The 24,560-nt window shown below is 43.4% G+C and carries 25 protein-coding genes and 1 pseudogene; 16 read left to right on the top strand and 10 right to left on the bottom strand.

The features are described from left to right. Positions 1 to 42: 42 nt before the first annotated feature. The 3 genes from IM475_RS10575 to IM475_RS10565 all read right to left on the bottom strand — a co-directional run bounded on the left by IM475_RS10575 (position 43) and on the right by IM475_RS10565 (position 3,386). A complete protein-coding gene (locus tag IM475_RS10575; protein WP_287727507.1) occupies positions 43 to 1,218 on the bottom strand; it encodes a lipid-A-disaccharide synthase-related protein in 1,176 nt (391 codons plus the stop codon). Positions 1,219 to 1,234: 16 nt separating this feature from the next. Further along, positions 1,235 to 1,678 carry a cobalamin biosynthesis protein gene (locus IM475_RS10570; protein ID WP_287727541.1) on the bottom strand — a complete coding sequence of 148 codons (444 nt, stop codon included), beginning with the start codon at positions 1,676 to 1,678 and terminating at the stop codon, positions 1,235 to 1,237. A gap of 223 nt (positions 1,679 to 1,901) precedes the next feature. Then, positions 1,902 to 3,386: a polysaccharide deacetylase family protein gene (locus IM475_RS10565; protein ID WP_287727506.1), complete on the bottom strand. Its 1,485-nt coding sequence runs from the start codon at positions 3,384 to 3,386 to the stop codon at positions 1,902 to 1,904. Positions 3,387 to 3,655: 269 nt separating this feature from the next. Here IM475_RS10565 and IM475_RS10560 point away from each other — a divergent pair, with 269 nt between their 5' ends. Together IM475_RS10560 and IM475_RS10555 are read left to right on the top strand one after the other, a co-directional pair. After that, positions 3,656 to 4,963 carry a hemolysin family protein gene (locus IM475_RS10560; protein WP_287727505.1) on the top strand — a complete coding sequence of 436 codons (1,308 nt, stop codon included), beginning with the start codon at positions 3,656 to 3,658 and terminating at the stop codon, positions 4,961 to 4,963. Between the two features lie 36 nt (positions 4,964 to 4,999). Then, positions 5,000 to 5,806 (top strand): Rpn family recombination-promoting nuclease/putative transposase, encoded by an 807-nt coding sequence (locus tag IM475_RS10555; RefSeq protein WP_287727503.1) that lies wholly within the window; start codon positions 5,000 to 5,002, stop codon positions 5,804 to 5,806. A gap of 35 nt (positions 5,807 to 5,841) precedes the next feature. Here IM475_RS10555 and IM475_RS10550 read toward each other — a convergent pair whose 3' ends face one another. After that, the gene (locus tag IM475_RS10550) at positions 5,842 to 7,179 is read right to left on the bottom strand and encodes a proton extrusion protein PcxA (RefSeq protein ID WP_287727502.1); all 1,338 of its coding nucleotides are present in this window, start codon (positions 7,177 to 7,179) and stop codon (positions 5,842 to 5,844) included. A gap of 77 nt (positions 7,180 to 7,256) precedes the next feature. Between IM475_RS10550 and IM475_RS10545 the strand changes: the two genes are divergently transcribed. Then, positions 7,257 to 9,404 carry a PD-(D/E)XK nuclease family protein gene (locus IM475_RS10545; protein WP_287727501.1) on the top strand — a complete coding sequence of 716 codons (2,148 nt, stop codon included), beginning with the start codon at positions 7,257 to 7,259 and terminating at the stop codon, positions 9,402 to 9,404. 315 nt (positions 9,405 to 9,719) lie between these two features. Here IM475_RS10545 and hemB read toward each other — a convergent pair whose 3' ends face one another. Beyond that, entirely contained in the window at positions 9,720 to 10,706 is a 987-nt protein-coding gene (gene hemB, locus IM475_RS10540; RefSeq protein ID WP_287660503.1) for a porphobilinogen synthase, read from the bottom strand. 438 nt (positions 10,707 to 11,144) lie between these two features. Between hemB and IM475_RS10535 the strand changes: the two genes are divergently transcribed. Together IM475_RS10535 and IM475_RS10530 are read left to right on the top strand one after the other, a co-directional pair. After that, positions 11,145 to 11,510 carry a phasin family protein gene (locus tag IM475_RS10535; RefSeq protein WP_286826221.1) on the top strand — a complete coding sequence of 122 codons (366 nt, stop codon included), beginning with the start codon at positions 11,145 to 11,147 and terminating at the stop codon, positions 11,508 to 11,510. Positions 11,511 to 11,569: 59 nt separating this feature from the next. Further along, positions 11,570 to 11,950, top strand: a complete 381-nt coding sequence (locus IM475_RS10530; RefSeq protein WP_287727500.1) for a hypothetical protein — start codon at positions 11,570 to 11,572, stop codon at positions 11,948 to 11,950. A gap of 79 nt (positions 11,951 to 12,029) precedes the next feature. Here the strand turns inward: IM475_RS10530 and IM475_RS10525 are convergent, their stop codons facing one another. Continuing rightward, positions 12,030 to 12,179, bottom strand: coding sequence for a hypothetical protein (locus IM475_RS10525; RefSeq protein WP_002752187.1), 150 nt, complete (start codon positions 12,177 to 12,179; stop codon positions 12,030 to 12,032). Positions 12,180 to 12,619: 440 nt separating this feature from the next. Here IM475_RS10525 and IM475_RS10520 point away from each other — a divergent pair, with 440 nt between their 5' ends. After that, the gene (locus IM475_RS10520) at positions 12,620 to 14,320 is read left to right on the top strand and encodes a hypothetical protein (RefSeq protein WP_287660500.1); all 1,701 of its coding nucleotides are present in this window, start codon (positions 12,620 to 12,622) and stop codon (positions 14,318 to 14,320) included. Between the two features lie 716 nt (positions 14,321 to 15,036). Beyond that, positions 15,037 to 16,227, top strand: a complete 1,191-nt coding sequence (locus IM475_RS10510; RefSeq protein ID WP_287727499.1) for a class I SAM-dependent methyltransferase — start codon at positions 15,037 to 15,039, stop codon at positions 16,225 to 16,227. A 229-nt stretch (positions 16,228 to 16,456) separates the two neighbouring features. Here IM475_RS10510 and IM475_RS10505 read toward each other — a convergent pair whose 3' ends face one another. The 4 genes from IM475_RS10505 to IM475_RS10490 form a co-directional block, all read right to left on the bottom strand. Then, complete coding sequence (locus tag IM475_RS10505) at positions 16,457 to 16,696, bottom strand: DUF4327 family protein (protein ID WP_002738935.1); 240 nt, start codon at positions 16,694 to 16,696, stop codon at positions 16,457 to 16,459. A 459-nt stretch (positions 16,697 to 17,155) separates the two neighbouring features. After that, complete coding sequence (locus tag IM475_RS10500) at positions 17,156 to 17,644, bottom strand: diacylglycerol kinase family protein (RefSeq protein ID WP_287659330.1); 489 nt, start codon at positions 17,642 to 17,644, stop codon at positions 17,156 to 17,158. 28 nt (positions 17,645 to 17,672) lie between these two features. Continuing rightward, positions 17,673 to 18,185, bottom strand: coding sequence for an rRNA maturation RNase YbeY (gene ybeY, locus IM475_RS10495; protein ID WP_287727498.1), 513 nt, complete (start codon positions 18,183 to 18,185; stop codon positions 17,673 to 17,675). Positions 18,186 to 18,196: 11 nt separating this feature from the next. After that, positions 18,197 to 18,382 (bottom strand): DUF3285 domain-containing protein, encoded by a 186-nt coding sequence (locus IM475_RS10490; protein ID WP_002752941.1) that lies wholly within the window; start codon positions 18,380 to 18,382, stop codon positions 18,197 to 18,199. Between the two features lie 180 nt (positions 18,383 to 18,562). Between IM475_RS10490 and IM475_RS10485 the strand changes: the two genes are divergently transcribed. The 9 genes and pseudogenes from IM475_RS10485 to IM475_RS10445 all read left to right on the top strand — a co-directional run. Continuing rightward, positions 18,563 to 20,014, top strand: a complete 1,452-nt coding sequence (locus IM475_RS10485) for a RecQ family ATP-dependent DNA helicase (protein ID WP_287727497.1) — start codon at positions 18,563 to 18,565, stop codon at positions 20,012 to 20,014. A 661-nt stretch (positions 20,015 to 20,675) separates the two neighbouring features. Then, positions 20,676 to 20,906 (top strand): DUF433 domain-containing protein, encoded by a 231-nt coding sequence (locus IM475_RS10480; RefSeq protein WP_002779924.1) that lies wholly within the window; start codon positions 20,676 to 20,678, stop codon positions 20,904 to 20,906. Between the two features lie 3 nt (positions 20,907 to 20,909). After that, positions 20,910 to 21,125, top strand: a complete 216-nt coding sequence (locus IM475_RS10475; RefSeq protein ID WP_287727496.1) for a DUF5615 family PIN-like protein — start codon at positions 20,910 to 20,912, stop codon at positions 21,123 to 21,125. A gap of 46 nt (positions 21,126 to 21,171) precedes the next feature. Beyond that, complete coding sequence (locus IM475_RS10470; protein WP_104396551.1) at positions 21,172 to 22,587, top strand: fascin domain-containing protein; 1,416 nt, start codon at positions 21,172 to 21,174, stop codon at positions 22,585 to 22,587. A gap of 314 nt (positions 22,588 to 22,901) precedes the next feature. After that, positions 22,902 to 23,162 (top strand): hypothetical protein, encoded by a 261-nt coding sequence (locus IM475_RS10465; RefSeq protein WP_043996091.1) that lies wholly within the window; start codon positions 22,902 to 22,904, stop codon positions 23,160 to 23,162. After that, positions 23,155 to 23,574 carry a pepsin/retropepsin-like aspartic protease family protein gene (locus IM475_RS10460; RefSeq protein WP_287659324.1) on the top strand — a complete coding sequence of 140 codons (420 nt, stop codon included), beginning with the start codon at positions 23,155 to 23,157 and terminating at the stop codon, positions 23,572 to 23,574. Before IM475_RS10465 ends, IM475_RS10460 begins: the two co-directional genes overlap by 8 nt. 162 nt (positions 23,575 to 23,736) lie before the next feature. Continuing rightward, entirely contained in the window at positions 23,737 to 23,883 is a 147-nt protein-coding gene (locus IM475_RS10455; protein WP_353737446.1) for a PEP-CTERM sorting domain-containing protein, read from the top strand. A gap of 190 nt (positions 23,884 to 24,073) precedes the next feature. Beyond that, positions 24,074 to 24,319: a UPF0175 family protein gene (locus IM475_RS10450; protein ID WP_002770883.1), complete on the top strand. Its 246-nt coding sequence runs from the start codon at positions 24,074 to 24,076 to the stop codon at positions 24,317 to 24,319. Beyond that, a pseudogene (locus IM475_RS10445) lies at positions 24,316 to 24,423 on the top strand (PIN domain-containing protein); the annotation flags it as partial. The gene IM475_RS10450 and the pseudogene IM475_RS10445, both read left to right, overlap by 4 nt. Positions 24,424 to 24,560 lie beyond the last annotated feature (137 nt).

Raw genomic sequence — 24,560 nt, 5'->3', positions numbered from 1 at the left:
TTAAACCTAAAATCCATTTTTAATTTAATTATAACCAGCTACTTAACACCCTAAGTTTATATAAATTTCTTCGGCAATCTTCCTGCTACCTCCAGATTCTCCCACTCTAATTTTGCCATTCTCTAAACATCTGTGTAAATAACGAGAATCTGCCAAAATATCGATAATTTTAACCGCAGCATTTTTAAATAAATTTACCTCCGTGGGTTTCTTTCCAATAGTTATTACCGATTCCCCTAATAAGCGCATTTGTGCCTCAGCAAAAGGGTAGGTAAATTGGGGGCCAAATCCCGGTATTTGTAGGACAGGTTTTCCTAATCCTACCGCTTGTTCTACTGCTGTCCCCGCCATGGCTAAACAAGCGTCACAATGGTGTAGAATATCGGCAAAAGCATCACGATAACAGCACAATAAAGCCCCATTTTTCTCTAATTTTCCCGCTCCTAAATAATGCCATCCCTCTTGTTTAGCCAAATTTTCTAAGTCGGTTTCTCTGATACTAGGAACAATAGCAGCCCGAAACTGCATCGGTTTAATTTTAACTATTTCCTCACAGACTTGTAACTGTAAAGCCAAATTACTCAAAGCTTCGGGTAAACGACTCCCCGCTAATAAAGCAATCATGGGAATTTGACTATCTAATTCTAAATCTTTACCCGTTGGTGTTAAGACATCCATAATCGGATAACCAGCAAAAATCGCTTTTTTAATACCCCGATTTTGTAAATCTGTTGCTGTATATTTATCCCTAGTAAAAACCCTTAAACAATTCTTCGATCTTAAACATAATTCTGTGAGTAAAGGTAATTTAATTGTGCCTTCGTAATAACTGGAAGTAGAAACAATAAAAGCCACAAAAGGACGACCAGTTAAACGAGCGATCGCAATCGGTACAATATCCCCCACTGCTATCAATAAATCACAATTCTTGCTAACTTTAAAAGCTGCCTGAATTTGTTTAATAGTTAGACCAATTAATCCCGCACCAATATCTTTAATCCAATTAAAAGGATTAGTATAAATAATTCCCCCCGATGGCATAGTGGCAGTGGGGGCAATAATTGGTACTGGCAATTTTTGATAAGCTTTTCCCTCTCCCACTAAAGGCAAAGCAGCTATAGATAATTGGGGCTGAATTTTTTGTAATTCCCCCACAATTAAACTAGCATTTAAATCCTCGCCATGACCATTACTAAGAAATAAAACCTGTTTAAGCATCGATTTGGTATCCTCTCTATTCCCTTGCCGCCAAAGAAACCGCCACCGTCACCGATTTGGCTTCTATTTGCTTGCTGACTAGCAAAGTCTCGCCCATTTTTAAAGCGGCAGCCTCAGCAACGCTAGGAGTTCCCCCTTTCTTGTTGACAATGGCCGAGGGATTGGGGACATTAATATCTCTCAACTCCTCGGCAGTAAAGGTTTTTAGGGGTAATCCTTTCTCCTGACAGTAGGCAATTAAACCCCGTTCATCAGCTTTGATGTCAAGGGTGGCGATACCAGCAATAGCGGCTAAAGAGAGGTGATAACGCTGAAAAACAGCCCTAATTGCCCTATCTATGACCGCTTTCTCCGTCCCACGGATGCAACCTATGCCTAGCCATAATACTCGTCCATGCCATTGCACTTTTGCCCCGGAAGAATCGGCGGGTGAGTGGAAAGCAGGGGAAGCGCCAGTCATCATCGGTGTTGCCTCTAATTGTTGCGGGATTAGGGTTGCCAACGGGGAGAATCACCTTGGGGCTGTTTGGTCAGCTAAAAAACATTAAAGAGAGCGTTTGTAAATTTACAAACAGTCTCTATGGATTCTTTCTCCCCGCTCCCCAATACCTTTTAAACAGGATTTAGTTTAATACATCTGTGCTACTAGGGCGCAGATTCTGCGCCCTAGATACCTTACTATCCTAGCGGGTTAAGGCCGCGCCTCTTGCGTATAAAGTGCGGGCATAATCGGTCCAAGTACCCTGGCCCCAATAACGGAAACAACTGGTTTGCACGAGCAAATTATAAAGCAGTGCCTCCAGATAATCTGGCCGTCGGGTAAAACTAGGATCCGCCTGTACTAAAGGATCATATTTCTCGTGGAATTGAGCGCTTAATTGGTTCATCGGTTCGAGGACATTTTCGTAACCGCGCACCCAACTGAGATCATTTGTCCAAGATGCCCCATCCATGCTAAAACGGTGGTCGGACTGTTTTAACTCAGCGATCGCCTGTTCTACCGCTTCCGGGGTAGCGGCATCCGGATTAACTCGCTGCCAGATTTTATGCTGGTGTACGGCTTGAATTGGGGGATAATCTTGGGGATTAACGCCAGCAGCCTCGATTAACTCCAGATATTCCGTACCGTTAAATCCTGCCACACTGGAACCCCCCTGCATTTCCCGCCAAGGATTGGGAAAATCGCGAGGAAATTCATTCATCATCACGCCACCATTTTCACCGTCGGCAATCTGGGAACCTAGGGAAGGAACCCAAACGCCGCCGATTTGCTGTTTACCGCGGCATTTAGCCTCGTGGTAGGGTTGCATTTGGGCAACTAATTTGGTGTCGGAACCCTGGGTTTTAATCAAAGCAGTAATCGCAATCACTTCACCGCGAGAATTACGGGCCACCAGGCGATTAGGAATATATTTTTGTTCCTGACTCAATCCCGAACCGTCGAGATTTTCCACCGAGTGTTCCTGTACCAATAACCAACGATAGCCGCATTCTTTCAGGGCTTTAATATACTCGTAGAGGGTATCGGGATGGTTAGGAAGGTGCATTTCCGGGGGAGAGAACCCTTTGACTCGTTTCAGGGCATCTGGGCCAAAAATCGAGGCAAAATAGGTTTGCCACGCTTGCATCTGTAATTTTAGATCAGGAATCGGTGTGGAAGGAGCCACCGCATGACTCCACATCGTCCCCAACCATTCCACATAGGGTTGATATTGACTGTTACAGGTGATTAATTTGAGTTTATCGAGGATATCCTGCCGTCCCATCTGCACCAAACCCCAGAGGAGATTGCCGGAATAATCGAGCATAATCCGGGGATTACAGCCTTCCGCCACCAATTCCGGGATAAAATCGCCCATGCGACTGTAACACCAAGCAAAAACACTGGCATTATGGTTATCGCCATCCCCCTGATTCTCGAACATATGCTGGAGATTGCAGATTAATTCCCCGTTAACACCCGCCGGGATAGTGGGTTGGTGCATATGCAAGGCACAGGCAAAACCAGCCTTAATATTGTCTAATTTGAGATTTGTTGTCGGTAAAAAGATCGGATCATCGTGATTGACAATCGCTGCGATTTCCTGTTCCCAACCGCAAATAGTTGGTAGTCCGGGGCGTATTTCCGTGATAGGGTTCGATTTCGATGATACGGGTGTAGCGATCATAATTTTTCAGGCGAATAGATTGAGAGAGTTTGTCCCCACTCTCCCAGGGACAACTTTTTTTTACTGGCAACAGGTCACTCCTGACTGTTCACTGCTAACTGAGCTAAGAGTGCGGACTTGATCCTATCCCATTTATACTGAGAGTACCCCCTCTCCAGACACAAGCCTTCGTAACTCGTTAAAAATCAAGATGATTCTTTACTGAACTTAACCGATCCTCGCACTATGATCCAAACAACTATCCGCCCTTTTACCTGTAACTTTTAACCATGTTCTCGGCGACTACCGAAATTCTTGTTATCCTCTTCCTGATCCTCCTCAATGGAGTCTTTGCCCTCTCGGAAATTGCCATTGTCTCGGCCCGCAAAGTCCGTTTAGAACAATTAGCCAGAGATGATCGAAGGGCGGCGGTGGCCTTAAAATTGGCCAATGATCCCAATCAAATTTTATCTACGGTGCAGATTGGCATTACCCTAGTGGGAATCTTTGCTGGGGCCTACGGAGGAGCGAATTTATCAGTCAGTGTGGCGCAATTATTGGCGCAAGTTCCCGTTTTAGCCCCCTACAGTCAAGCTTTGGGATTAGGATTAGTGGTGTTAATTATTACCTATCTATCCCTAGTGGTGGGGGAATTAGTGCCGAAACGGTTAGGTTTAAGTAATCCTGAAAAAATCGCTATCCTCGTTGCTGATCCTCTCAATAGGTTATCAAAAATTGTTTCGCCCATTGTCCATCTTTTGAGTCAATCGACTAATCTGATTCTCGGTTTGTTGGGGATTAATACTAATAACAATGATTCCCCAATTACGGAAGAAGAATTGAAAATTATGCTTAAACAGGGAACCGCAGCGGGAACCTTTGAGGAAGCAGAACAGGATATGGTGGAAAGGGTGTTAGGATTGGGCGATCGCCGAGTAAGCCAGATTATGACCACGCGCCCAGATATTATTTGGCTAGATTTGGAAGATAGTGCCGAAATTAACCGCCAGAAGCTAATTGAGAGCAATCATAACCGTTTTCCTGTGTGTCAGGGCAGTTTAGATGAGGTTTTGGGGGTAATCGAAGTCACAGACTTATTGGCAGATTGTTTAACCGGTGAAAGTTTCGACCTGACGAAGGATTTACAACAGCCGCTTTTTGTGCCGGAAAGCACTAGGGGTTTAAAAGTTTTGGAATTGGTGCAGCAAAGTGGTCATCATATTGCCTTGGTAGTGGATGAGTACGGGGTGATTCAAGGATTGGTGACGCGCAAGGATATTTTAGAGGCAATTGTCGGCGATTTACCCCAATTAGATAATATTGAAGATGCTCAGATCGTGCAGCGGGAAGATGGTTCTTGGTTGATCGATGGCACAGTGGCGATCGAAGATTTTAAAGAATTATTTGAAATCAGTGAATTACCCGGGGAAAAACAGGGCAATTATCACACTTTAGGGGGTTTTATTATTACCCATCTTGGTAGGATTCCGGGGGCTGCCGATCATTTTGAATGGCAAAGGTTGCGTTTGGAAGTGGTGGATATGGACGGTAATCGTGTCGATAAGGTGTTAGTCACGCTCTTGTTGGATGATTTGTAAGTAATTGTTAGTAAACATCTAGATTTTTTCAAGCTTGTGAAGACCGATACAATTTTTTATCAACTCTTGCAAACCTTTCCGGGGTTAATTTTTGAATTACTGGGAGAATCAACCCAGAAAGCTGAAAATTATCAATTTTCCTCCCGAGAAATCAAAGAATTAGCGCGTCGTTTTGACGGTATTTTTTTACCGACCACAGCAGCACCGGAACTAATTATTTACTTTGTTGAAGTGCAATTTCAGGATAAAAGTGATTTTTATTGGCGATTTTTAACAGAAATTGTCATCTATCTCAATCAGTATAAACCCGTTCAGGATTGGATAGCTGTAGCTTTATTTGCCTCCAGGAATCTGGATAATAACTTTCCCTATCAACTGCGGGGATTTGAGATAACGGGACAGATCAGACCTATTTATTTAGATGAATTAATCGATAATCCGGATCCGTCTCTGGGTTTAGGAATTATTCAGTTAATCGTCGCTACACCCCAATTAGCACAGCAACGAGGAAAACCACTTTTAGAAAAAGCGATCGCTGAAATTGATGATCTAGTTTTCCAGCAAAAAGTTGTAGAATTAATTGAAAGAACCTTAGCCTATAAATTTACTAATCTTAGTCGCGCGGAGTTAGAAGCTATGTTCGGATTAGATGATCTCAGACAAACTCGACTTTATCAAGAAGCTAAAGAAGAAGGTCGTGAAGAAGGTCGTGAAGAAGCTAAAACTGAAGCGATCGCTGGTTTACTAGCTTTAGGTTTAAGTATAGAACAGATTGCCGCTGCTTTGCAATTAGAATCTACCAAAGTACAAGAGACGGCAGCAAGATTATCCCCCCCGAATTAGAGGGGTAAATTATCCAGTTTCTCCCCGATTTTACCCTATTCATTCATATTACGATAGGTAGCCACTGCCGAGGGAGAAATGCGATTGAGATAACGGAAAATCCAATATTTTAAGACTGTATCCAAGATCACGGGAAAAGTGGCGATAAAGAGAAAATTAAACTCGCGATTTTCCGGTAAACCGAAATGACGACTTAACCCTTCTAGGATCACTTCCCAACCGTGGGGAGAGTGGAAACCGACAAATATATCGGTAAAGAGAATAATTAAAAAAGCTTTAGCTGAATCGCTAAGATTATAGAGAATGCCATCAAGAAAAGACTTGACAATCTCGATTTCCCGACGACTAAAAGCGATAACAAAACCAAAGGCAATCAGGGAACAAATATCGGCGAAAATATTAGCGATCGCATTTAAACCTCGTTGGCGAAATTCTTCACTTAGTACCGCCGCTTTTTTAGTAATTTCTCCCTCGATTTCTTCGTTAGATAATTTGGGTGCTAAACCAATCATACCTCGAAAATGTAAAGCTTCCTCAAATCTTCTCAATTCCGAAAAAGCTTCTTCTTCTAAATCCTGATTGATAAAAATAAACTGTTCCTGTTCTTGGAAATATTTATTAACCAAGGGGGTGATCAGGAAAGTTTTGGTTAATTGCTGGGTTAATAAAGGAACAATAATTAACAGTAAAATAAACTTGAGAGAAATGGCTGTTTTATAACGAGAATTGCGAAATTTCTTTAAAACTGCCTCCTCCGATTCCTCCGCTTGCGGATCGATTTCCTGCTTAATGCGATTAAAAGTATTGACAAAAGAACGGGGTAAAACTCCCGGTTTTTCCGTAGCTTTTTGGGATTTATTACTTTTGCTCATTTCCTCATCTTCAAGACTACCCGCCGCTAAAAAAGAGCGATTTCTGGAAGTCTTATTTTTGGCTGTTTCCTGCTCAAAATTTCGGTTCTGGAGACTTTTGGGGACATCTTCAATATCTTCTTGCCAATAATTATCTTGATATTTTCCGATAATACTATCGATAAACTGAAGTTTTTTCAGACAAACATCTGTGGTGACAGTAATCACCCCATTATTAATTGTCGGTTGATTGGGTCCGAAGGTATTAACGATCGAGCGACTAGCTTTAAACTCCGTCAATCTGACTTTAATTTTTTGCAGATAACCTTTAACTTCTGCGATAAAATAGGAATTAGTGCTGCTGCCATAATTCGAGAATTCATTCGCCACTTTTCGCCCTTGAAAATGCTTGTCTTCTATCTCCTTAATCTTTAAAGCCGCATGATACGCCTCATCTAAAGAACGTTCAGGAGTTTGTAATAACCATTGATTAACACCTTGCAAAATCCGATTAAGATTCATAGGAAACAATTACTTCCACAAGGAAAAAAGCTAGAGTACCGATCAGTCATCTTAACAAATACAATCCAGAAAAAACGATGTCAATCATACCAATTTGGATCGAAGGTGGGACTCGATCGGGAAAAACCACCGCTTTAGTCGGGGAATTTCGGCGCTGGGTTGTTTCTCAACGTCAGTCCCAGGATTCATTGTATCTCGATCGACCGAAATCATCGCCCCTTCCCCGATCGATCTTAGTTTTCGCTGCCAACGATGATAAGAAACGGGAATTAGCCGATCAATTGGCCCTTGCTGTTAAGGGTAGCTATCCGATTCTCTGCAAAACCCCTTTAGGTTTTCTCACCGATGAAGTCATCCTGTTTTGGCCGTTAATTTTCGAGTTTTTGGGGCTAAAAGCGCAATTTCCCCGCCGATTACACCCAGAAACGGAACAGGAACTCGCCACCCGTCTCTGGCAACCAGCGATCGCTAAATTCTTCCAGCCTACCAGCATAAATGAATATCGTTTCGTCCGTCAAGTTCTCGATTTGTTACAATTAGCCGGCGCTAGTGGTGTTCCCGCAGAAAAGATACCCGAAAGATTAGCCGACGGATTATCAGAAACAGATTTAAAACGAGTTTTAGCGATTAATGAGCAGGAAACACCAGAAAAAGTGGGAGAATTAATCATTCAATGGCGTGATTGGTCTCTAGAACGTGGTTTATTAAGTTATGGTATCATCTACGAACTCTATTGGCGCTATTTATTTCCTGATAGTCGTTATCAGCAGCAACTATTAAAACGCTTCCGGGGAGTTTTTGCGGACGATGTGGACGATTATCCGGCTATTGCCAAGGATTTACTCAGTTTTTTCCTCGATCATGATTGTTTTAGCGTTTTTACCTACAATCCCCAGGGAAAAATTCGCTTAGGATTAACTGCCGATCCCGATTATCTACAAAAATTAGCGGCACGCTGTCAAATTATGCCATTATCTACCACTAACGGGTTAGCCGCTCAGTTTAGCGAGACGATTCTCTCCTTAGTCAGCGAAGGTAACTATCTTGGCAATCTTCCCGATCAATTCATCTCCCTGCAAACCACCTCTCGCGCTGAATTGTTACGGAAGACAGCCACAGCTATTATTCAAGCAGTCAAGCAAGGAGCAGTAAAACCCGAAGAAATCGCCGTTATTGCCCCCGGTTTAGACGAAATCGCCCGTTATAGCCTGATGGAAATTTTAACCGGTGCCGGGATAGCCGTTCAACCCCTCAACGAACAACGACCCCTGATCAGTTGTCCTCTGATTCGGGCATTATTGACCCTTCTCGCCCTTGTTTACGAAAATTTGGGGCGTTTAGCCCCCCAAGAGGCCATAGCGGAAATGCTGGTGATTTTTAGCCGTTATCGCTGGGATGAAGAACGAAATTTAATTCCCGATATCGATCCAGTTCGCGCTGGATTAATTGCCGATCATTGTTATCAAGTGGATCCAGAAAATCCCCGCTTATTAGCGATCAAAACTTTTCCCCGTTGGGATCGCTTAGGACAAAAAGCTTGTACTGCCTACGAAAGAATTTGTCACTGGATCGAAGGGATGAAAAAACGGCAGCAGCAAGCGAAACTTTTCCCGATTTTTGTCTTAAATCAAGCGATCGAACAATTATTAAACGATGGGGAAAATTTGCCCTTCGATCACTTGGCAGCTTTGCGAGAATTAATGGAAACTGCCCAACATTTTTGGGAGATTGATCGCCGTTTGCGTGAGAGTGAACCCTCTTTTCAAAGTCCCAGCGACACTATTAATCAGTTTATCCAACTTTTGCGCCGTGGTACAATTACCGCTAATCCCTATCCTGTGCGACAATTTATTAAATCTTCCTCGGCAGTTACCCTAGGCAATATCTTTCAATATCGTTCTTTTCGTTCTAGTCATCGTTGGCATTTTTGGCTAGATTGTTCCTCTCCACTCTGGGAACAAGGAGGTGCTGCTACTCTTTTTGCTGCGCCAATTTTTTGGCGAGAAAGTCCCTATCAACGCTGGACAACAGAAGCAGAATTAGAGGAAAATCAGGCCCGTTTACAGAGAGTTTTAAGGGATTTATTGGCAAGGGTAAGCGAAAAAGTTATCCTCTGTCACAGTGATTTAAGTGTATCGGGAACCGATCAAACTGGACAACTTTTATCCTTAGTACAAGCGGCAAAAGAATATAATTACAGCGTTTCTCATCAAGATGAAGTATAACCTAAGTTGCTATTAAGGAAAACTTCCTATCTCACCATCACCAATGCAGCCTGGCGATGGATAATAGAGAGAACCCTGTCTTGGTTGCATAAATCTAGAGGATTATGTGGGAATTAAGTAAGTAGTTATAATTAAATTGAAGATAGATTTTGTCTTTGATCCCCCCTTGATAAGGGGGGTGACGATAGGCGGGGGGAGCTGACAGTTTTTAACACCTAACTACTTAATCCCTTTCAGGTAATCCCTAGAATTAATAGTAACAATCTCACCCCCCCTTATCCTGATCGGTTAGCCAAAAATTGTCACCTTTCCGATTTAACCCTCTGCTAACCAGCGCACGGCATCCTTAGCGTGGTAGGTTAAGATAATATCGGCACCCGCCCGTTTAAAGCTGGTTAAAGTCTCTAAAGTCACCCGTTTTTCGTCAATCCAGCCATTTAACGCCGCCGCTTTAATCATTGAATATTCCCCCGATACATTGTAGGCAGCCACGGGTAAATTAGTCATTTCCTTGATTCTCCAGATAATATCCAGGTAAGATAGAGCAGGTTTAACCATTAACATATCTGCTCCCTCTAATAGGTCTAATTCCACCTCTTTTAAAGCTTCCCTGGCATTACCCGGATCCATTTGGTAGGTTCTGCGATCGCCGAATTGGGGGGTAGAATCGGCGGCATCCCGAAACGGACCATAATAGGCAGAGGCATATTTAGCCGTATAGGAAAGAATCGGTGTATCACTATAACCCGCCTCATCCAATCCTTGACGAATTGCCTGCACAAAACCATCCATCATTCCCGAAGGTGCAATGATATCCACTCCCGCTTTTACCTGAGAAACGGCGGTTTTTTGCAATAATCCCAGAGTAGGATCGTTTAATACCCTGCCGGTTAAATCTCCCGTTTGCAGATAACCACAATGACCGTGGTTGGTATATTCACACAAACAAGTATCGGCGACAATGAGTAGATCGGGAACTGCCTCTTTAATTGCTGTGGCCGCTTTTTGGACAATACCATGATCGTGCCATGCTCCCGTCGCCTCTGTGTCTTTACTTTCCGGCAGCCCGAATAAAATAATCGCTGGAATTCCTAAATCCCGCACTTCCTTGGCTTCATCAACAATTTTATCGATTGATAATTGGTACACCCCCGGCATCGATTTCACTTCCTGGGCAATACCTTCCCCCGCCGTGGCGAAAAGAGGATAGATAAAGTCATTGGCTGTCAAGACGGTTTCACTCACCAGACGGCGCATTTGAGGGGTTTGACGCAGACGACGGGGGCGATGAATAGGAAACATAGTTTTTTGTGATTAAATCGGGAATCTGGTCTCGATTCTTTAGTTTAAATCTTTGCTGAGGATGAACACAAATCAATTCAGCCAGCTGCTGGCTGCCGGCAGCTATAGGCAATATTTAGTTATTTTGAGCTTAATCAAACTATTTAGGTCATTTTTGACCTAATAAACCTCTATCGTCGTTTTGAGGGCGAAAAATCAGCAATTTGACTAAAATTTAATCTTTATAGCGATCAATTTTGCTGTCGCCACCACCTCCTCTCTTTACAAAACTTTACCTCATCAGTTTTCAGTTCACCGATGGCTCTCTTGGATAGAGGTGCAAGCGTTCACTGATTACTGTTTACTGTTCACTGTTCACTGACTCCCAAAACCCATCTCCATTTGCGAGAAGGATCGTTTATTCTAGTAGGTAAGAGCGATCGATTCAGGATTTTTGCTATGGCCAACTTAGGTGATTTAGTCAAAAAAGCAGTTTATTTGGGCGTAGGCATTGCTACTTATGCCGCCGAAAAAGCTGAAGTAAATTTACAAGAATTAAGAAATCAAGCCCAAAAATTAGCCGATGAAATGATTTCTCGCGGCGAAATAAACGCGGAAGAAGCGCGGAAATACGTTGATGAGTTGGTGAAACAGGCACAACAGCAAACGGTAGAAGGTAACGAATCTAATATTCCCCATGAACCCCGACGGATAGAAATTATTGAAGATGAGGAGGACACCAAAGCAGCTGATCCCAAAGTAGATGAATTGCGGCAAAAGGTGGAACGTCTTCAGGAGGAATTACGGAAACTGCAACAGGATTAAAACCTAGATTTTAGGGACAAATAATTAATTATTACCAGACAAGGGATGCAAGTATAAACATGGACGATTGGCAGAAAGATTTTTGGGAAGTTATCGAAACTGTCGCCCTGGGAATTGAAACTTTTTTCCAAGAAGTAGCCCAAACTATCGAAGAAATTAATGAGGAGATTATCATCGATCTGGAACAGTTTATTCAAGAGGTTTTACCCCAGGAATTAGAAGAATTCTTTAACCTCGATGAGTCCTTATTTTCGGAATTAGATGACCCCTCGGATTTTACCCTCACTCCTAAGGTTAACCCCGATCCTAACACCCATGCTGCTTGTATCGGTTGCCGTAATTATCACGGTTATATCTACGGGGGTAATCTTCTCGTCTGCGGTTTCCATCCCTACGGTTGGGATAGTGATAGTTGTCCTGATTGGCAAGCAGAGGATTAATTATTTTTCTATAAAATCAGGTAGGGTTATTATCCCTACCCATAACTTTTATCTCAAAGCAATTATCCGTCATTTTTAGTTAAGAATTACCCTTGGGAGCATGGTAAGGTTCAGAATCAAAAGGCTGCATCCCCACATCGGGATATTCATCATTGTTGGGACTAAAAATGCGAGCGAAAGCCTCTGTTAGGTACTGGACAAAATTGTGTAATGTATCCTTGATATTCATTGCTTTTCTCTCCGACTCTCGACAACAATCTCTTTTTCGGATCAGGTTGATTCACCCCTCCATCCCCATTATCTGTCCAGAATCTCATCAATTGTTGACTTTTGAGATAATTCTTGAATAATCTTCATAAGACTTTATATTTTTTCTTGTTTATCTAAACTTTTATAATAATTCTTGTCTTTTTGTAAAGGAAAGATTATTCAATTAAATCGCTGAACAGATATTTGATTGTTGTCCAGAAAACACCGTATCTTTGTTGATCATCTAAGCATAAATATACATTGACAAAAACTTTTCATTGAGCATTATCTATCTCCTCATCCAAAAAAAGCTCGATGGCTTTCTGACGAAGTTCTTTAATTTTGTTGAGGTTTAATCCCAACTTTTCGATAGTATTAAAAGATGGGGTCACTAAAATAGATTCAGATAAATAGTTAATCGTGAATATAAGCTTTTTACAGTTGTTTTTTTTCGGGGCGATCTCGCTAACCCTAACTTTCACCCTCGGCTATGTTAGCCTGAGAGCGATCTCGCGCTTTACCGTCAAGGAATGTATGGCCCTTGCTGGTGCTTGGGGAATGGCTTTACAATCAGCGATCGCTTTCGTTAATTTTCTTTGTGGCTTTTCCGGAAGAACTTTTTTCCTGTTAGCGACGGCTGGTTTATTTATTATCTCTCTATGGTTACTGACGCGACAATTGTGGCAAGCGGAAGAAAGAGAAAACTATCGATGGCTATACCTAGCGATCTTGTTCTGGCTCGTCCTACTAGGGATGCAATTCTTCGTCGTGCTTTACAGTGGGGGATTTTACTACGGGGATTGGTGGATGCACTTCGATATCGCTCAAATTTTTTTGGGACTTCAGAAAACCGATACGGTTTACTTTGGAACTTATAATGTTACTTCTAGAACTCCTTTATTCAATCTATTTTCCAGTTATTATCTGGCACTTTTAGAAAATTCATTTGCGGTTTATCAAATTACTGCGATTTTACCAGGAGTATTCCTGACCCTCCTAATCCCTCTCTTTCTGCGTCCGTCGTTAATTCCGTTAGCCTTTTTCCTCGTGGCTTTCAGTCCCTATTTGAGTAATATGATCACCTACCCGTGGCCGAAGGTATTGGCCACGGTCTATATCTTAACCGGCATCTATTTCTATCTCGACTTGAGAAACAATCCCCGCACAAGAGTCTATTCGCCTTCCTGGATTGGCTGTGGAGTTAGTTGGGGATTAGCTTTTCTCAGTCATCCTTCTGCCATACTCTATGTGATCGCCCCGATCATCGATAATCTCTGGGTAAATCGTAAAAATTTAGCTCTTGTAGTCCGTCAGTTATTTTTTCCATTAATCCTCATGATCGCCGTGTGTCTTCCCTGGTATTTATGGGGAATCTCTCACTTCGGTCTCGCTTCTATCTTCCAGACGGCAATGGGAACGACGGGGGGGGCGACCGCGAGCGTTAGAATTTCCGATGCTTTCAACAATGCCTGGTCCAGCGTTTATCCCCTAGAACTTTCCGACGCGGTTCAAGATCGAATCCAGAAAGGCCCCGGAGAGGGGAGCGAGCTTTACATCTTACGCTATCGGCTGTGGAATTCATGGTTTCGCTTGTATTTTAGTGTTTTAGCCGGCTCTATAACGATAACCCTGAGCGCCGTCCTTCTGACGGTTTTCGGGAAACGAGTTTTCGGAAAAGTTAAGGGTAAACCTTTGTTTCCCAGATCATTTTTAGTATCGGTACTCGCGAGCGGTTTTTTGGGAGGTTGTTTCCTGCAACCCGGATTTCATCGCGGGGGAATTATCGGCGAGAGTATGACTCCTATCGTGGTTCTGTTGCTCTTGATCGTTACCGAATATCTGGCCATGTTACCCGTGAGACTGAAACAGTTAATTATCTTCACTATCGTGGGAGAGTTCGTTCTTTCTCGGGGGATTCACTTGTTATTTCTCGGTGCGGAAAAAACGGTAGTTTGGGATGGAAATGCCGATCTAAAAACTAACTATAGTTTACAATTCGCCCGGGATATGATCGGTACTCTGATCGGCTTATTTATGGCGATAGTTGCTTTAATCATTTTCCTGGTGATCGGTTGGAAAACCGTATCGGAAGGCGGTGATCCTGGAGAATCCTTGCAATAACGATTTCCCTTTGCGGGCGATCAATTTTTTGCAAGCAGGATTAGCAATCAATAGAACTGCAAGTGAAATCAATCGAGTGACCGAAAAACCATTTTTATTTTGCTACTCCTTATCATTCTTGGGAGTTAATCGTACTATTAAAAAGGGATTTAGTATCATACCCTATTGACAATTGGCAAATTGTGTGGGCATTTCAAGTGATACCAGTCAATCAGAATAGTTATACTAAATCCCTTGAGTATAGGCTACTTATAAGAATAGGCAAAAGGCAAGAGGCAAAAGGGGGAATAAATAATCAGTTTTTAATAACCAGATTTAGTATGACTATCGTACCCCGAATGGGGTATTCTCTGAAAATAGATCAGACGGTGATGCTATTCAGACTTGAACTGGCGGTTTATCCTTGATGTTCAGTAATTTGCCGTTGTTTTTCATTGATTTTTGTATCGGCAAGAGCTGCTTATATTTGAGATAATTGTTAGAGAATGACTCTCGAATAATTGCCAGTAAAACTTAGATAGGCTTAAGAGACAGTAGGACAAGGAATAGAAAAAAATATCGACCAAAGAAATAATATCTAATTTTGGCACAGAACCGGATAGTCATAATGATTATTTATCATTTACCCTCGACCAACTCAAAAAAAACCCGGCTGACTTTCCCGTGCCGTCTGTGAGACAATCGATCGAGTGTTATCCTAAACTCCGCCAATTTTCATGTCCGACGACGCTACTATTCGCACTGCTGTACAACGTCTCTACAATACCTATCCTTTCCCCCCCGAACCGCTCCTAGACGAACCCCCTCCGGGTTACAATTGGCGCTGGAATTGGATTGCTGCCTATAACTTTTGTTATCATCGTAAACCCGAACGAGAGGATATCCGCATTCTCGATGCAGGTTGTGGTACTGGTGCGGGAACCGAATATCTGCTCGCGCTCAACCCTTTTGCTAATATAGTCGCGATAGATATCAGCGAAAAAGCGCTAGAAATTGCCAAAGAACGCTGTAATCGTTCGGGAGTCGCACCAAAACACCGAGGTTCTCTGGATTTTCACCATTTACCCCTTGAATCAGCCACTAATCTCCCGGGAGAATTTGATTTAATTAACTGCGTCGGGGTGCTGCACCATCTCCCGGACCCGATTCAAGGGATTCAATCCCTCGCACAAAAACTGGCCCCCGGTGGTCTGCTGCACATTTTCGTCTATGCACAATTGGGACGCTGGGAAATCCAGTTAATGCAATCTGCGATCGCACTTTTGCAAGGAGACCGGCGCGGGGATTATAAAGATGGGGTCGCTGTCGGCCGAGAGATTTTTGCCTCTCTACCAGAAAATAATCGCATTTTGAAACGGGAAAAAGAGCGTTGGTCAATGGAAAATCATCGCGATGAGTCCTTCGCTGATATGTACGTTCACCCCCGGGAAGTGGACTACAATATCGATACCCTCTTTCAACTGATTGATGCGTCAGGATTAGCCTTTATTGGCTTTTCTAACCCTTCCTACTGGCAATTAGACCGTTTATTGGGTAAATCCCCCGAATTGATGGCTAGAGCGCAAAATTTAGGGGAAAGGGAACGTTATCGCTTGACGGAATTATTAGACCCGGAAATCACCCACTATGAATTTTTCCTCGCTAAACCACCGATTTTGACTGCCGATTGGTCCGGGGATCAAGTCCTAGAGAATGCAGTGGCCGAAGTTCATCCCTGTCTTTACGGTTGGCCTAGTGCAAGTGTTCTAGACTACGATTATCGGCCGGTTAATCTCTCGGAGAGAGAATTTGCTTTTCTACAAGCTTGTGATGGTCGTTTAACCGTGGCAGCAATCGACGCTCAAGTTGCTTTGGGATTAACCGGTGTGCGTTCTTTACAACAGCGCCAACTACTGATTTTAAGTTAGAGAAAATTCTGGGATGTTAGAGATAGCTTCCCTTGGCAATGGGTAACTTTTAAACTAACTTGGCTAAATCTCACAAAAACTTCTTTTTTCTTAACAATTATCCCCCTCCTGTCCCCATAGTTTCAGCCCCAGAACTAACTGGGGCTGAATTATAATAGTTAAGAAAGTGGACAAGGCTGCTAAATTTCTGATCAGTCCGCTTTTTGCCCAGATCGGCAAACGGGAGAATTTAATCATTATCCCAAGATTCCGAGGCGATTAAGTCACCAATTTGATCCCTGAGAAGGTAGTCACACCGTTCTAGTTCACATTCAACACAAACCCACTCCCGGGGGGGAATGAACTGACAGAGAGTGTAGATCGGTTGGTGTCTGCTCACTACCCCCTGTTCTACCATCTGACGGACTTCGTCCTTAATCATCCTGATAGAGTAAGCGGTGGGAGCGGTGGAGAAAGTTATGGCACTCATGGGAGATTTCCTGCAAGATCTACAAAAGAAGTCTTATCACTAACTATAGTCTAACCTATAGAGGGACAAAAGAGATTTTTTGCTGTATCGACGATTACAATTTTTTATATATAGCGAAACCCTCTCCCCTTACCAGTTTAGGCTTAGGTTAAGAAAAGTTAAATTTATTGGCTAAAAGCTGTCGAGTCCCCTTATGCCAAATCAGTTATCAGTGATCAGTGATGACTGATCAGTTAAGCTGTTGACTATCTAATATTACTGGTTAAGACTGCACCGCAGTGCCGGAGTTGGCAGCAGGGAGAGGAAGTTCGAGCATTTGTACTGAAGTTTCCCCTACGCATTTTAAAATCAGTACAGCTTATCAGTGATCAGATTTGAGTTTTCAGTTCACTGTTCACTGTTTACTGTTTACTGGACGGCTACGCCGTGCCTTTGGCAACACTGAAAAAAGCTTCCCACTTAAACTAATAAATGGGGAATAAAAATAAAAGCCGCTACGAGTAAAGCGGCGATCGAGGCGATTAAAACGGCACCAGCGGCACAATCTTTCGCTATTTTGGCTAAATCATGGTAGGATTGCCCCACCGTCAGATCTACCACTGATTCTAGGGCAGTGTTGATTAATTCTAAGACCATCACCAAAGCGCAGGTAAGGGTGACAATCGCCATTTCCATGGCATCAACCCGCAAAAATAAGCCCCAACTAATCGCTACTAGGGTAATCAGGGTGTGAATGCGAAAATTTCTCTGACTAACAAAAGCATAACGAACTCCTGCCCAAGCGTAGCGAAAACTGACTAATAGATTCGAGGCGACTTGCCAAGCGTATTCTCTTTGACTGGGATTGTTGCCCTCACTCACCTGTCCCGATCGAGGGATAAAATTATTGTTGAGATAGGGATTAGATAGGCTGGCAGATTGGTTGGCTTTATGATAGTTTGTCTTCATATTCCTCAATAATGCTTGACAAAAACAACTAACTATGTATCGGCATTTCGACGGCTTTTAACAAAGTTTCCTGTAAAGATAGCATTTCTAACAGACTTGTTTCATCGGGATGGTCCCAACCCAAAAGATGTAAACAAGCGTGGGCAGTTAACCAGGCCAATTCTCGCGCCAAAGGATGATTTTGTGTTAAAGCCTGTTGTTGTGCTGTCTCGACAGAGATGATAATATCCCCCAAATATAAAGGTTCTGTCTCTAAAATGCCCTCATCGACTGGGAAATCCACTTCGAGAGCGGCAAAAGCGAGAACATCCGTCGGTTGATCTTTGTGGCGATACTGGGAATTATAGGTCCGAATTTCTCGATCGTCTGTTAAACGCAAACTTAGTTCATAACCGGCGGCAACGGGGAGATAATCCGATAGATAGCCTAACCATGTTTCTAACCAATATTGCCAAGTTTCCCCATCCACAGGACTATTTCCGGGATCAAAATAATTATCCTGTAGGCATAAATCCACCACTAGGGGCAAAGTCTCACTCACCAGATTTCATCCTAGGGACGCGTCAGATAGGAAATACCGACAAAAAAGCCTAATAGGGCTGCTGTAGTCAAAAAAAAGTGTTTTAACGAGACGCCTTTTTTCTTGACCATATTCCGCATCGCCAGCTTGACGTAACTGGGTTGCGCTTCGGTGGCCGTTTCTACTGCGGGGTCAGTGGTGCTAACAGGTTCAGTCATCAGTAATTCCCCAGACAAGGATTGATCGCTATAAGTGTAACAGATTATTAAAGAAGTGCAAAAAAAATTCAAGTCCAGGGAAAAATTGTTACCCTTCCGGGATAGTCAAAACCGCTCAACTCCCCCACACCCTACACCCCACACCCCACACCCTAAACCCCACACCCCAGCAGTTAACCCATGTCTTCCCACAATACCGAAAGCATCCAGACTATTTTTCAGAAAATTTGGGGCTATGATAGCTTTCGCTTTCCCCAACAGCAGATTATCGAGACAATTTTAGCGGCAAAGGATGCCCTGATTGTCATGCCCACGGGATTCGGTAAATCTATCTGTTTTCAATTGCCCGCTTTATTAAAAACCGGCTTAACCCTAGTGATTTCTCCCCTAGTGGCCCTGATGGAAAATCAGGTGGAGGAATTATTAGCCAAAAAACTACCCGTCGCCCTGATTCATCACGAAATCCCCCGACAACAGAGAAAGAAAACCTTAAACGCGATCGCAGACCAAACCCTGCGACTTCTCTATCTTTCCCCAGAAACCCTCTTAAGTCCGCCCCTCTGGTCAAAATTAACCCTTCCCCACGTTAAAATTAACGCTCTTATCCTCGACGAGGCCCATTGTTTAACCCAGTGGGGCGATAATTTTCGTCCTGCTTACCGTCGTCTCGGGGCTGTCCGTCCCGCTCTTCTACAATCGAAACCGGCCGGCAGCCAAATAGCGATCGCTGCTTTTACCGCCACCGCTAACCCCGCCACCCGTGAGACTCTCACCCGCGTCTTACAACTAGAAAAACCGCAGCTTTTCTTAATAAATCCTTACCGTCAAAACCTTGACTTAAGCACCAAAATATGTATTAGCCCCGGTTGTCGTCGTCATCAACTATTAAACTTCCTCACCAGTCAACCTCGACAATCCGGCCTGATCTATACTCGTTCCCGTCGCCATAGTGAAAATTTAGCGACATGGTTGCAATCTCTCCACTATCGCACCAGTGCCTATCATGCCGGTTTATCGCCCTTTCAGCGTCGGGAAATAGAACAAAATTGGCTGCGGGGGGATTTAACTTTTGTTGTCTGTACCTCAGCTTTTGGCATGGGTATCAATAAACCCGATGTGCGTTGGGTTGTCCACTACCAACCCCCAGCTTTACTATCGGAATACCTACAGGAAATCGGCCGCGGTGGTCGCGATGGGGGTAAAATGCAGGCTCTCACCTTAATTAGTGAACCGACGGGATGGTTAGATAATAGCGATAAAAACCAGCAAAAATTCTTTAACTCCCAACAGGAACGCCAATACCGACAAGCTTGGCAAATTTTAGCCCAAATTCCCCTAGAGGGCAAAGTAGAGGCGATTAGTGCCGAATTTCCCGATGGTGCGCTCATTCTCTCCCTTTTACACAGTCTTGATCGCCTAGAATGGCTCGATCCTTTTCATTATCGGCTTATTTATCCTCATAATTCAGCCAAGATGACTTTTAAACCCAAAAATGAGATGTTTCCCTACCTCTATACCCGTCGCTGTCGTTGGCACTTTCTCTTAAATGCCTTTGGTTTTCAGGAAAATGCCGATAATTTTCGCTGTGGTCATTGCGATAATTGTCGTCGCAATCGACCTCTGGTAAGCTAGGGAGCGCCAGAGCAGGGAGAGCAGAGCTTTTGTACTAAATTTTTCTGTCTTTTTTCTCCTCCTGTCTCGGATTCTCCTCACTTAAGGTCAGATTTTTGATTTTTGCAGGAGATCTATAGCGGTTTTCCCAGAAGTTAGTCCCGATTGAATCTATCAAGGGATTTACCATACCTTACCCGAAATAATAGTGAAATTCTGTGACAAAGTACAGCCAGATATAAGAATCTTTGCTAGATTTCTAGAAAGCTTCTGTGATAAGTCTCCTTAAAAAGAGATTGTTTGCAGTAAGCTAATCTGGCTAACACGCTTTTGGGCGTGATATGGGGAAAAGTTCTTGCAATTGCGCCTAAATAGAGTGATATACCGAAAGTTGACCCATATTGTTACTCTGGAGAGTGTTATACGGAAAGTTTCCCTGTACTATTCATGAAACTAGGTTCCAAAGATGATTAAGTTTAATGTAAAGCGTCGAGAGATAGTAGCCGATCTTGTAGGGTGCGTTCCCTAAGGCGACTCCTACTGCTCCAGCGATCGATTTTTGGGGAACGCACCATGCACATTTATTGAAGTTGTGATACCAAATCCTGTTATAATAAAACGAGATATAGGGTGCGTCCGACGCAGCCTTGACCTTTTTGAAAACACTTTCAATGATGTAGCTATGGACTGGGAAACTCGAATTACACTAAATCCCGATATTTTGGTGGGAAAACCTATCATTAAAGGAACAAGGATTGCGGTTGAATTTATCATCGATCTTCTCGCCCAAGGTTGGAGTATTGATGAAATTCTGCGAAACTACCCAGGTATTACAGTAGAAGATATTCAAGCTTGTCTTAGCTATGCTAGTGTAATGCTCAAGTCTGAGAAAGTCTATGCTATTCCTGCTTAACTGATGCGTTTTCTAGCGAACGAAAATTTCCCCCTTGATGCGGTTGAAGCCCTACGACAAAATGGCCATGATGTCCTGTGGATTAGGGTGGAATCCCCCGGAATCTCGGACCGTGAAGTTTTAAGTCGCGCCCAAGCAGAAAATCGTATTCTCTTGACATTTGATAAAGATTTTGGAGAACTCGCCTATTTAATTCGCAACAAGTCTAATGCAGTGTAAACAGTATTCGGTGCCAAAATATCTCGATTAGAAGGAGAAAACACTAATGGCTTTTTTTGATGTCCTACAGTTTCGGATTCATAGTGTGGAATGTGTACGAGAAACGCGAAAAGAATTTCCAGAGATAGATCCTGATGCAATTGACGTAAGAATTATCGCGATTGATGAAACAGGAGATACAGACGTTTCTAGTCCTATCCTGGCAGGCACTAATTTTAGGACAGGTTCTCGCGTTGATTTTCCAGTTCCTTTAGTTATATATCAGTTTGACCTAAACGAAGTAACCAGTTATCCTCGTAGTTACACGGCTCTATTAACGCTCACTGAAAGAGATGACGAACCGTTTGGCAGCGGTGTTAATGACGCAATCCGCGATGTAGCTCGTGCGATTAATAGACTAATTGGTGCGGTAGTTGGTGCCGTTACCTCCTATGGAACAGTAGCATCTATTGTCGCTGGAGCATTGGACTTTATCCTAGATCGTGTTTTTGGTGCTTTGGGAAGCGATACGTTTCCTCCACAAGCAATTCGGCAAGATATGGATTCAGCCAGCTTTTCGTTTTCGGGTCGCCCTGAAGGACCGCTACTTACAATTACCTGTGATGGAGTCGGTGGTTCATACCGTGTCGGTTGTTCTTGGGCACGTCGCAGCTTCGATATCCCTCTCGACAGCACTGACCCACTCGTAAACCAAGTATCGGTCATTTTGCGAACAGGCGGTGACGACTTGCGGCGTGCGTCAGAAGTCGATCTCATTCTTGGAAGTAGTGATTCGGATTTACCCCGTCGTCGAATCCCCACACCAGATGCATTAGGCGGTAATACAACCTACTCCGCTCCAGCGATCGCCATTAGTCCACCCAGGCGTCTTTCACAAATCCAGCGAGTTGGTCTTCAATATTACTCAGGTCAAGACTTGCCTTCTGATACAACTGACAATTGGAATGTTGACGAGCTAAGTATTCGATGGTCTAGCTCAACAGGTGCATCAGGTTTACTCTTTAGCAGTGCTGGTGTTCCCTTACACCGTTTCTCTGGTGAACAGCCGATCAGAGTTTGGGCGATAACCCCAGGCGTGGGACGTGACACCAGCATCCGATTCAGGAGCTTTGGTGGACAGTTTGTTCGGCTAGCGGGAACGAGTGGTATTACTGCTACAGGTACTGGCTCTGAAGCACAAAGTCGCTTTACTTTTAGACCTGTTGGTGAAGGAAAGATCGCATTACAGGCATCTAATGGTAGATTTCTCGCGGTTGCTGGTTCGCCAGATGCCACGATTCAAGCTACTGATGCGGCAATTGGCAGAAACAGTATTTTTGAATTCATTCTGACGGGTGCATTAACCTTTACCCTCCGTGCTTTTGATGGGCGTTATGTTATGGCACGAGATGGTGGTGGTGGTAGATTAGAAGCGGTGGCACTGCTACCGCGGGAATGGGAAACATTTAGACTTGTTTTGTAGGAGGCGATCACTGTAGTGGATTGTTTCAGCTAATTTGGTGTATTAGAAAAATGCTAGAAATTCTATAATCTAAGACTTTAAGCCGAAATCTATTGCCCTATTTTAGCTGAAACAATCCAGTAGGGTGCGTTCCTTAATGGAAGATCTTGTAGCAATCTTGTAAGCTGCGTTCCCTAATGTGTCTCCTACTGCTCCACTAATAGATTTTTGGGGAACGCACCATGCACATTGATTGCAGCTGTATTCCTTGATGGGAGAGGTAGATTTAGGAAGATGCTATGATCCAAATTAGATAGCAACACCAGATGTTTAATATGTCCCTTATCGAACTCCTGCCAACTGTCAGTCAACTAACGCATCAAGACAAGCTCAGGCTTATTCACTATCTTTTGCTTGCAGTAGCCAAAGAGGAAGGATGTAGCCTAGACACTGCAAGTAATGAGCATAATGAAAATATGCTGATCAAGCAACTAGCGGTTACTAACGCGGTTGTCTGGTCGCCTCAAGCAGATCATCAAGCTGTTCACGCTTTGTCTGAGCTTTTGGTGTCGGCAAAGGGAGTATCAAATGCTTGACGGTCATCGCTTTTCTTTTACAGAACGGACTGACAGTTCTGGTCGGTCTAGCATCTTGCCATACTTGCCGCTAACCTTAACTGATGGACAACAGTCAATAGAGGTTATGGCTTTATTGGATACGGGTGCTAGTGTTAATGTCTTACCCTACGAAATCGGATTACAGTTAGAGGCGGTCTGGGAAAATCAAACTGTTCAAATTCCCTTAAGTGGAAACCTTGTCCATAGTGAGTCACGAGGGCTGGTTGTGACTGGGACAGTTGCACATTTTGCTCCTGTTTTACTTGCCTTTGCGTGGACTCAATCAACAGATGTACCAGTAATTTTAGGTCACATGAACTTTTTTGCAGAATTTAATGTGTGCTTTTATCGAAACGAATTAGCTTTTGAGATTTGTCCGATCCAGAAATAAACTGTTGCCAACCAATCCGCTGAACTTGTCATTTGCCGAACTGTTTTTACTTCGTAGCCAGTGCGATGCCGAAGGCACTGCGTAGCAGTACGCAATCGCTGTAGGGTGCGTTCCCTAATGTGGCTCCTACTGCTCCAGCGATCGATTTTTGGGGAACGTACCATGCACATTGATTGCAGCTGTGGGTTTAAATGCGATGCTGCTCCTCCCGCTCAAACCCCGGAACCCTCTGCCCTCGTCGGTCTGGGGGCTGTCGTCGCTCTGGGGGCTGGCTTCAAGCGCCGCCCCACCCAGGCAGACAAAAACTAAGCTTTAATTGAAGGGATTACAACAGGAGAACCGCAAGGGTCTCTTTTTTTGCTATTTAAAAGAGGATTATTTGATATTTGCTTCTTTTTAATGGAGATTGGAGAAATCATAAACCTCCCTCAAGGCACTAAACACAAGCGAGCTATCATAAAACCATCGCTGATTTGACAATCGCCAACCCCTAAAAATTATGAGCGTAGTTATTCCTAATGACATACTGACCGCATCAGGACTCTCCGAAGACGAGCTAAAACTAGAAATCGCCATCATGCTCTTTAAACAAGACAAAATCAGCATCGGCAAAGCCCGTCATCTCGCAGGTATGAACCTCCTCCAATTTCAACACGAACTTAATCTAAGAGAGATTTGTGTCCATTATGACCTTGAAGAATTAGAAGAAGATATCCAAACCTTACAAAAACTAGGCAGACTATGATCGTCGTGAGTGACACCTCACCCATTACCAACCTAGCCACCGTTAACCAGTTAACCCTTTTGCATCAACTCTATGGAACAATTATCATTCCTCAAGCCGTTTATAGCGGGTTTCAGTTGAATGAGGTACAGCATGGATGACTAGGTAGGCTCTTTAAAAGGGGTATCGCAATAGCAACAATGGGTAAACCAGTGATGGATGTCTCGCAATGTAATCTGACTAAAGGCTTGAACGATCGCTT

The sequence above is a fragment of the Microcystis sp. M061S2 genome (assembly GCF_020245605.1).
Taxonomy (GTDB): domain Bacteria; phylum Cyanobacteriota; class Cyanobacteriia; order Cyanobacteriales; family Microcystaceae; genus Microcystis.
Note: the sequence above shows the minus strand (reverse complement) of the source record. Positions and strands in the feature narration are given on the sequence as shown.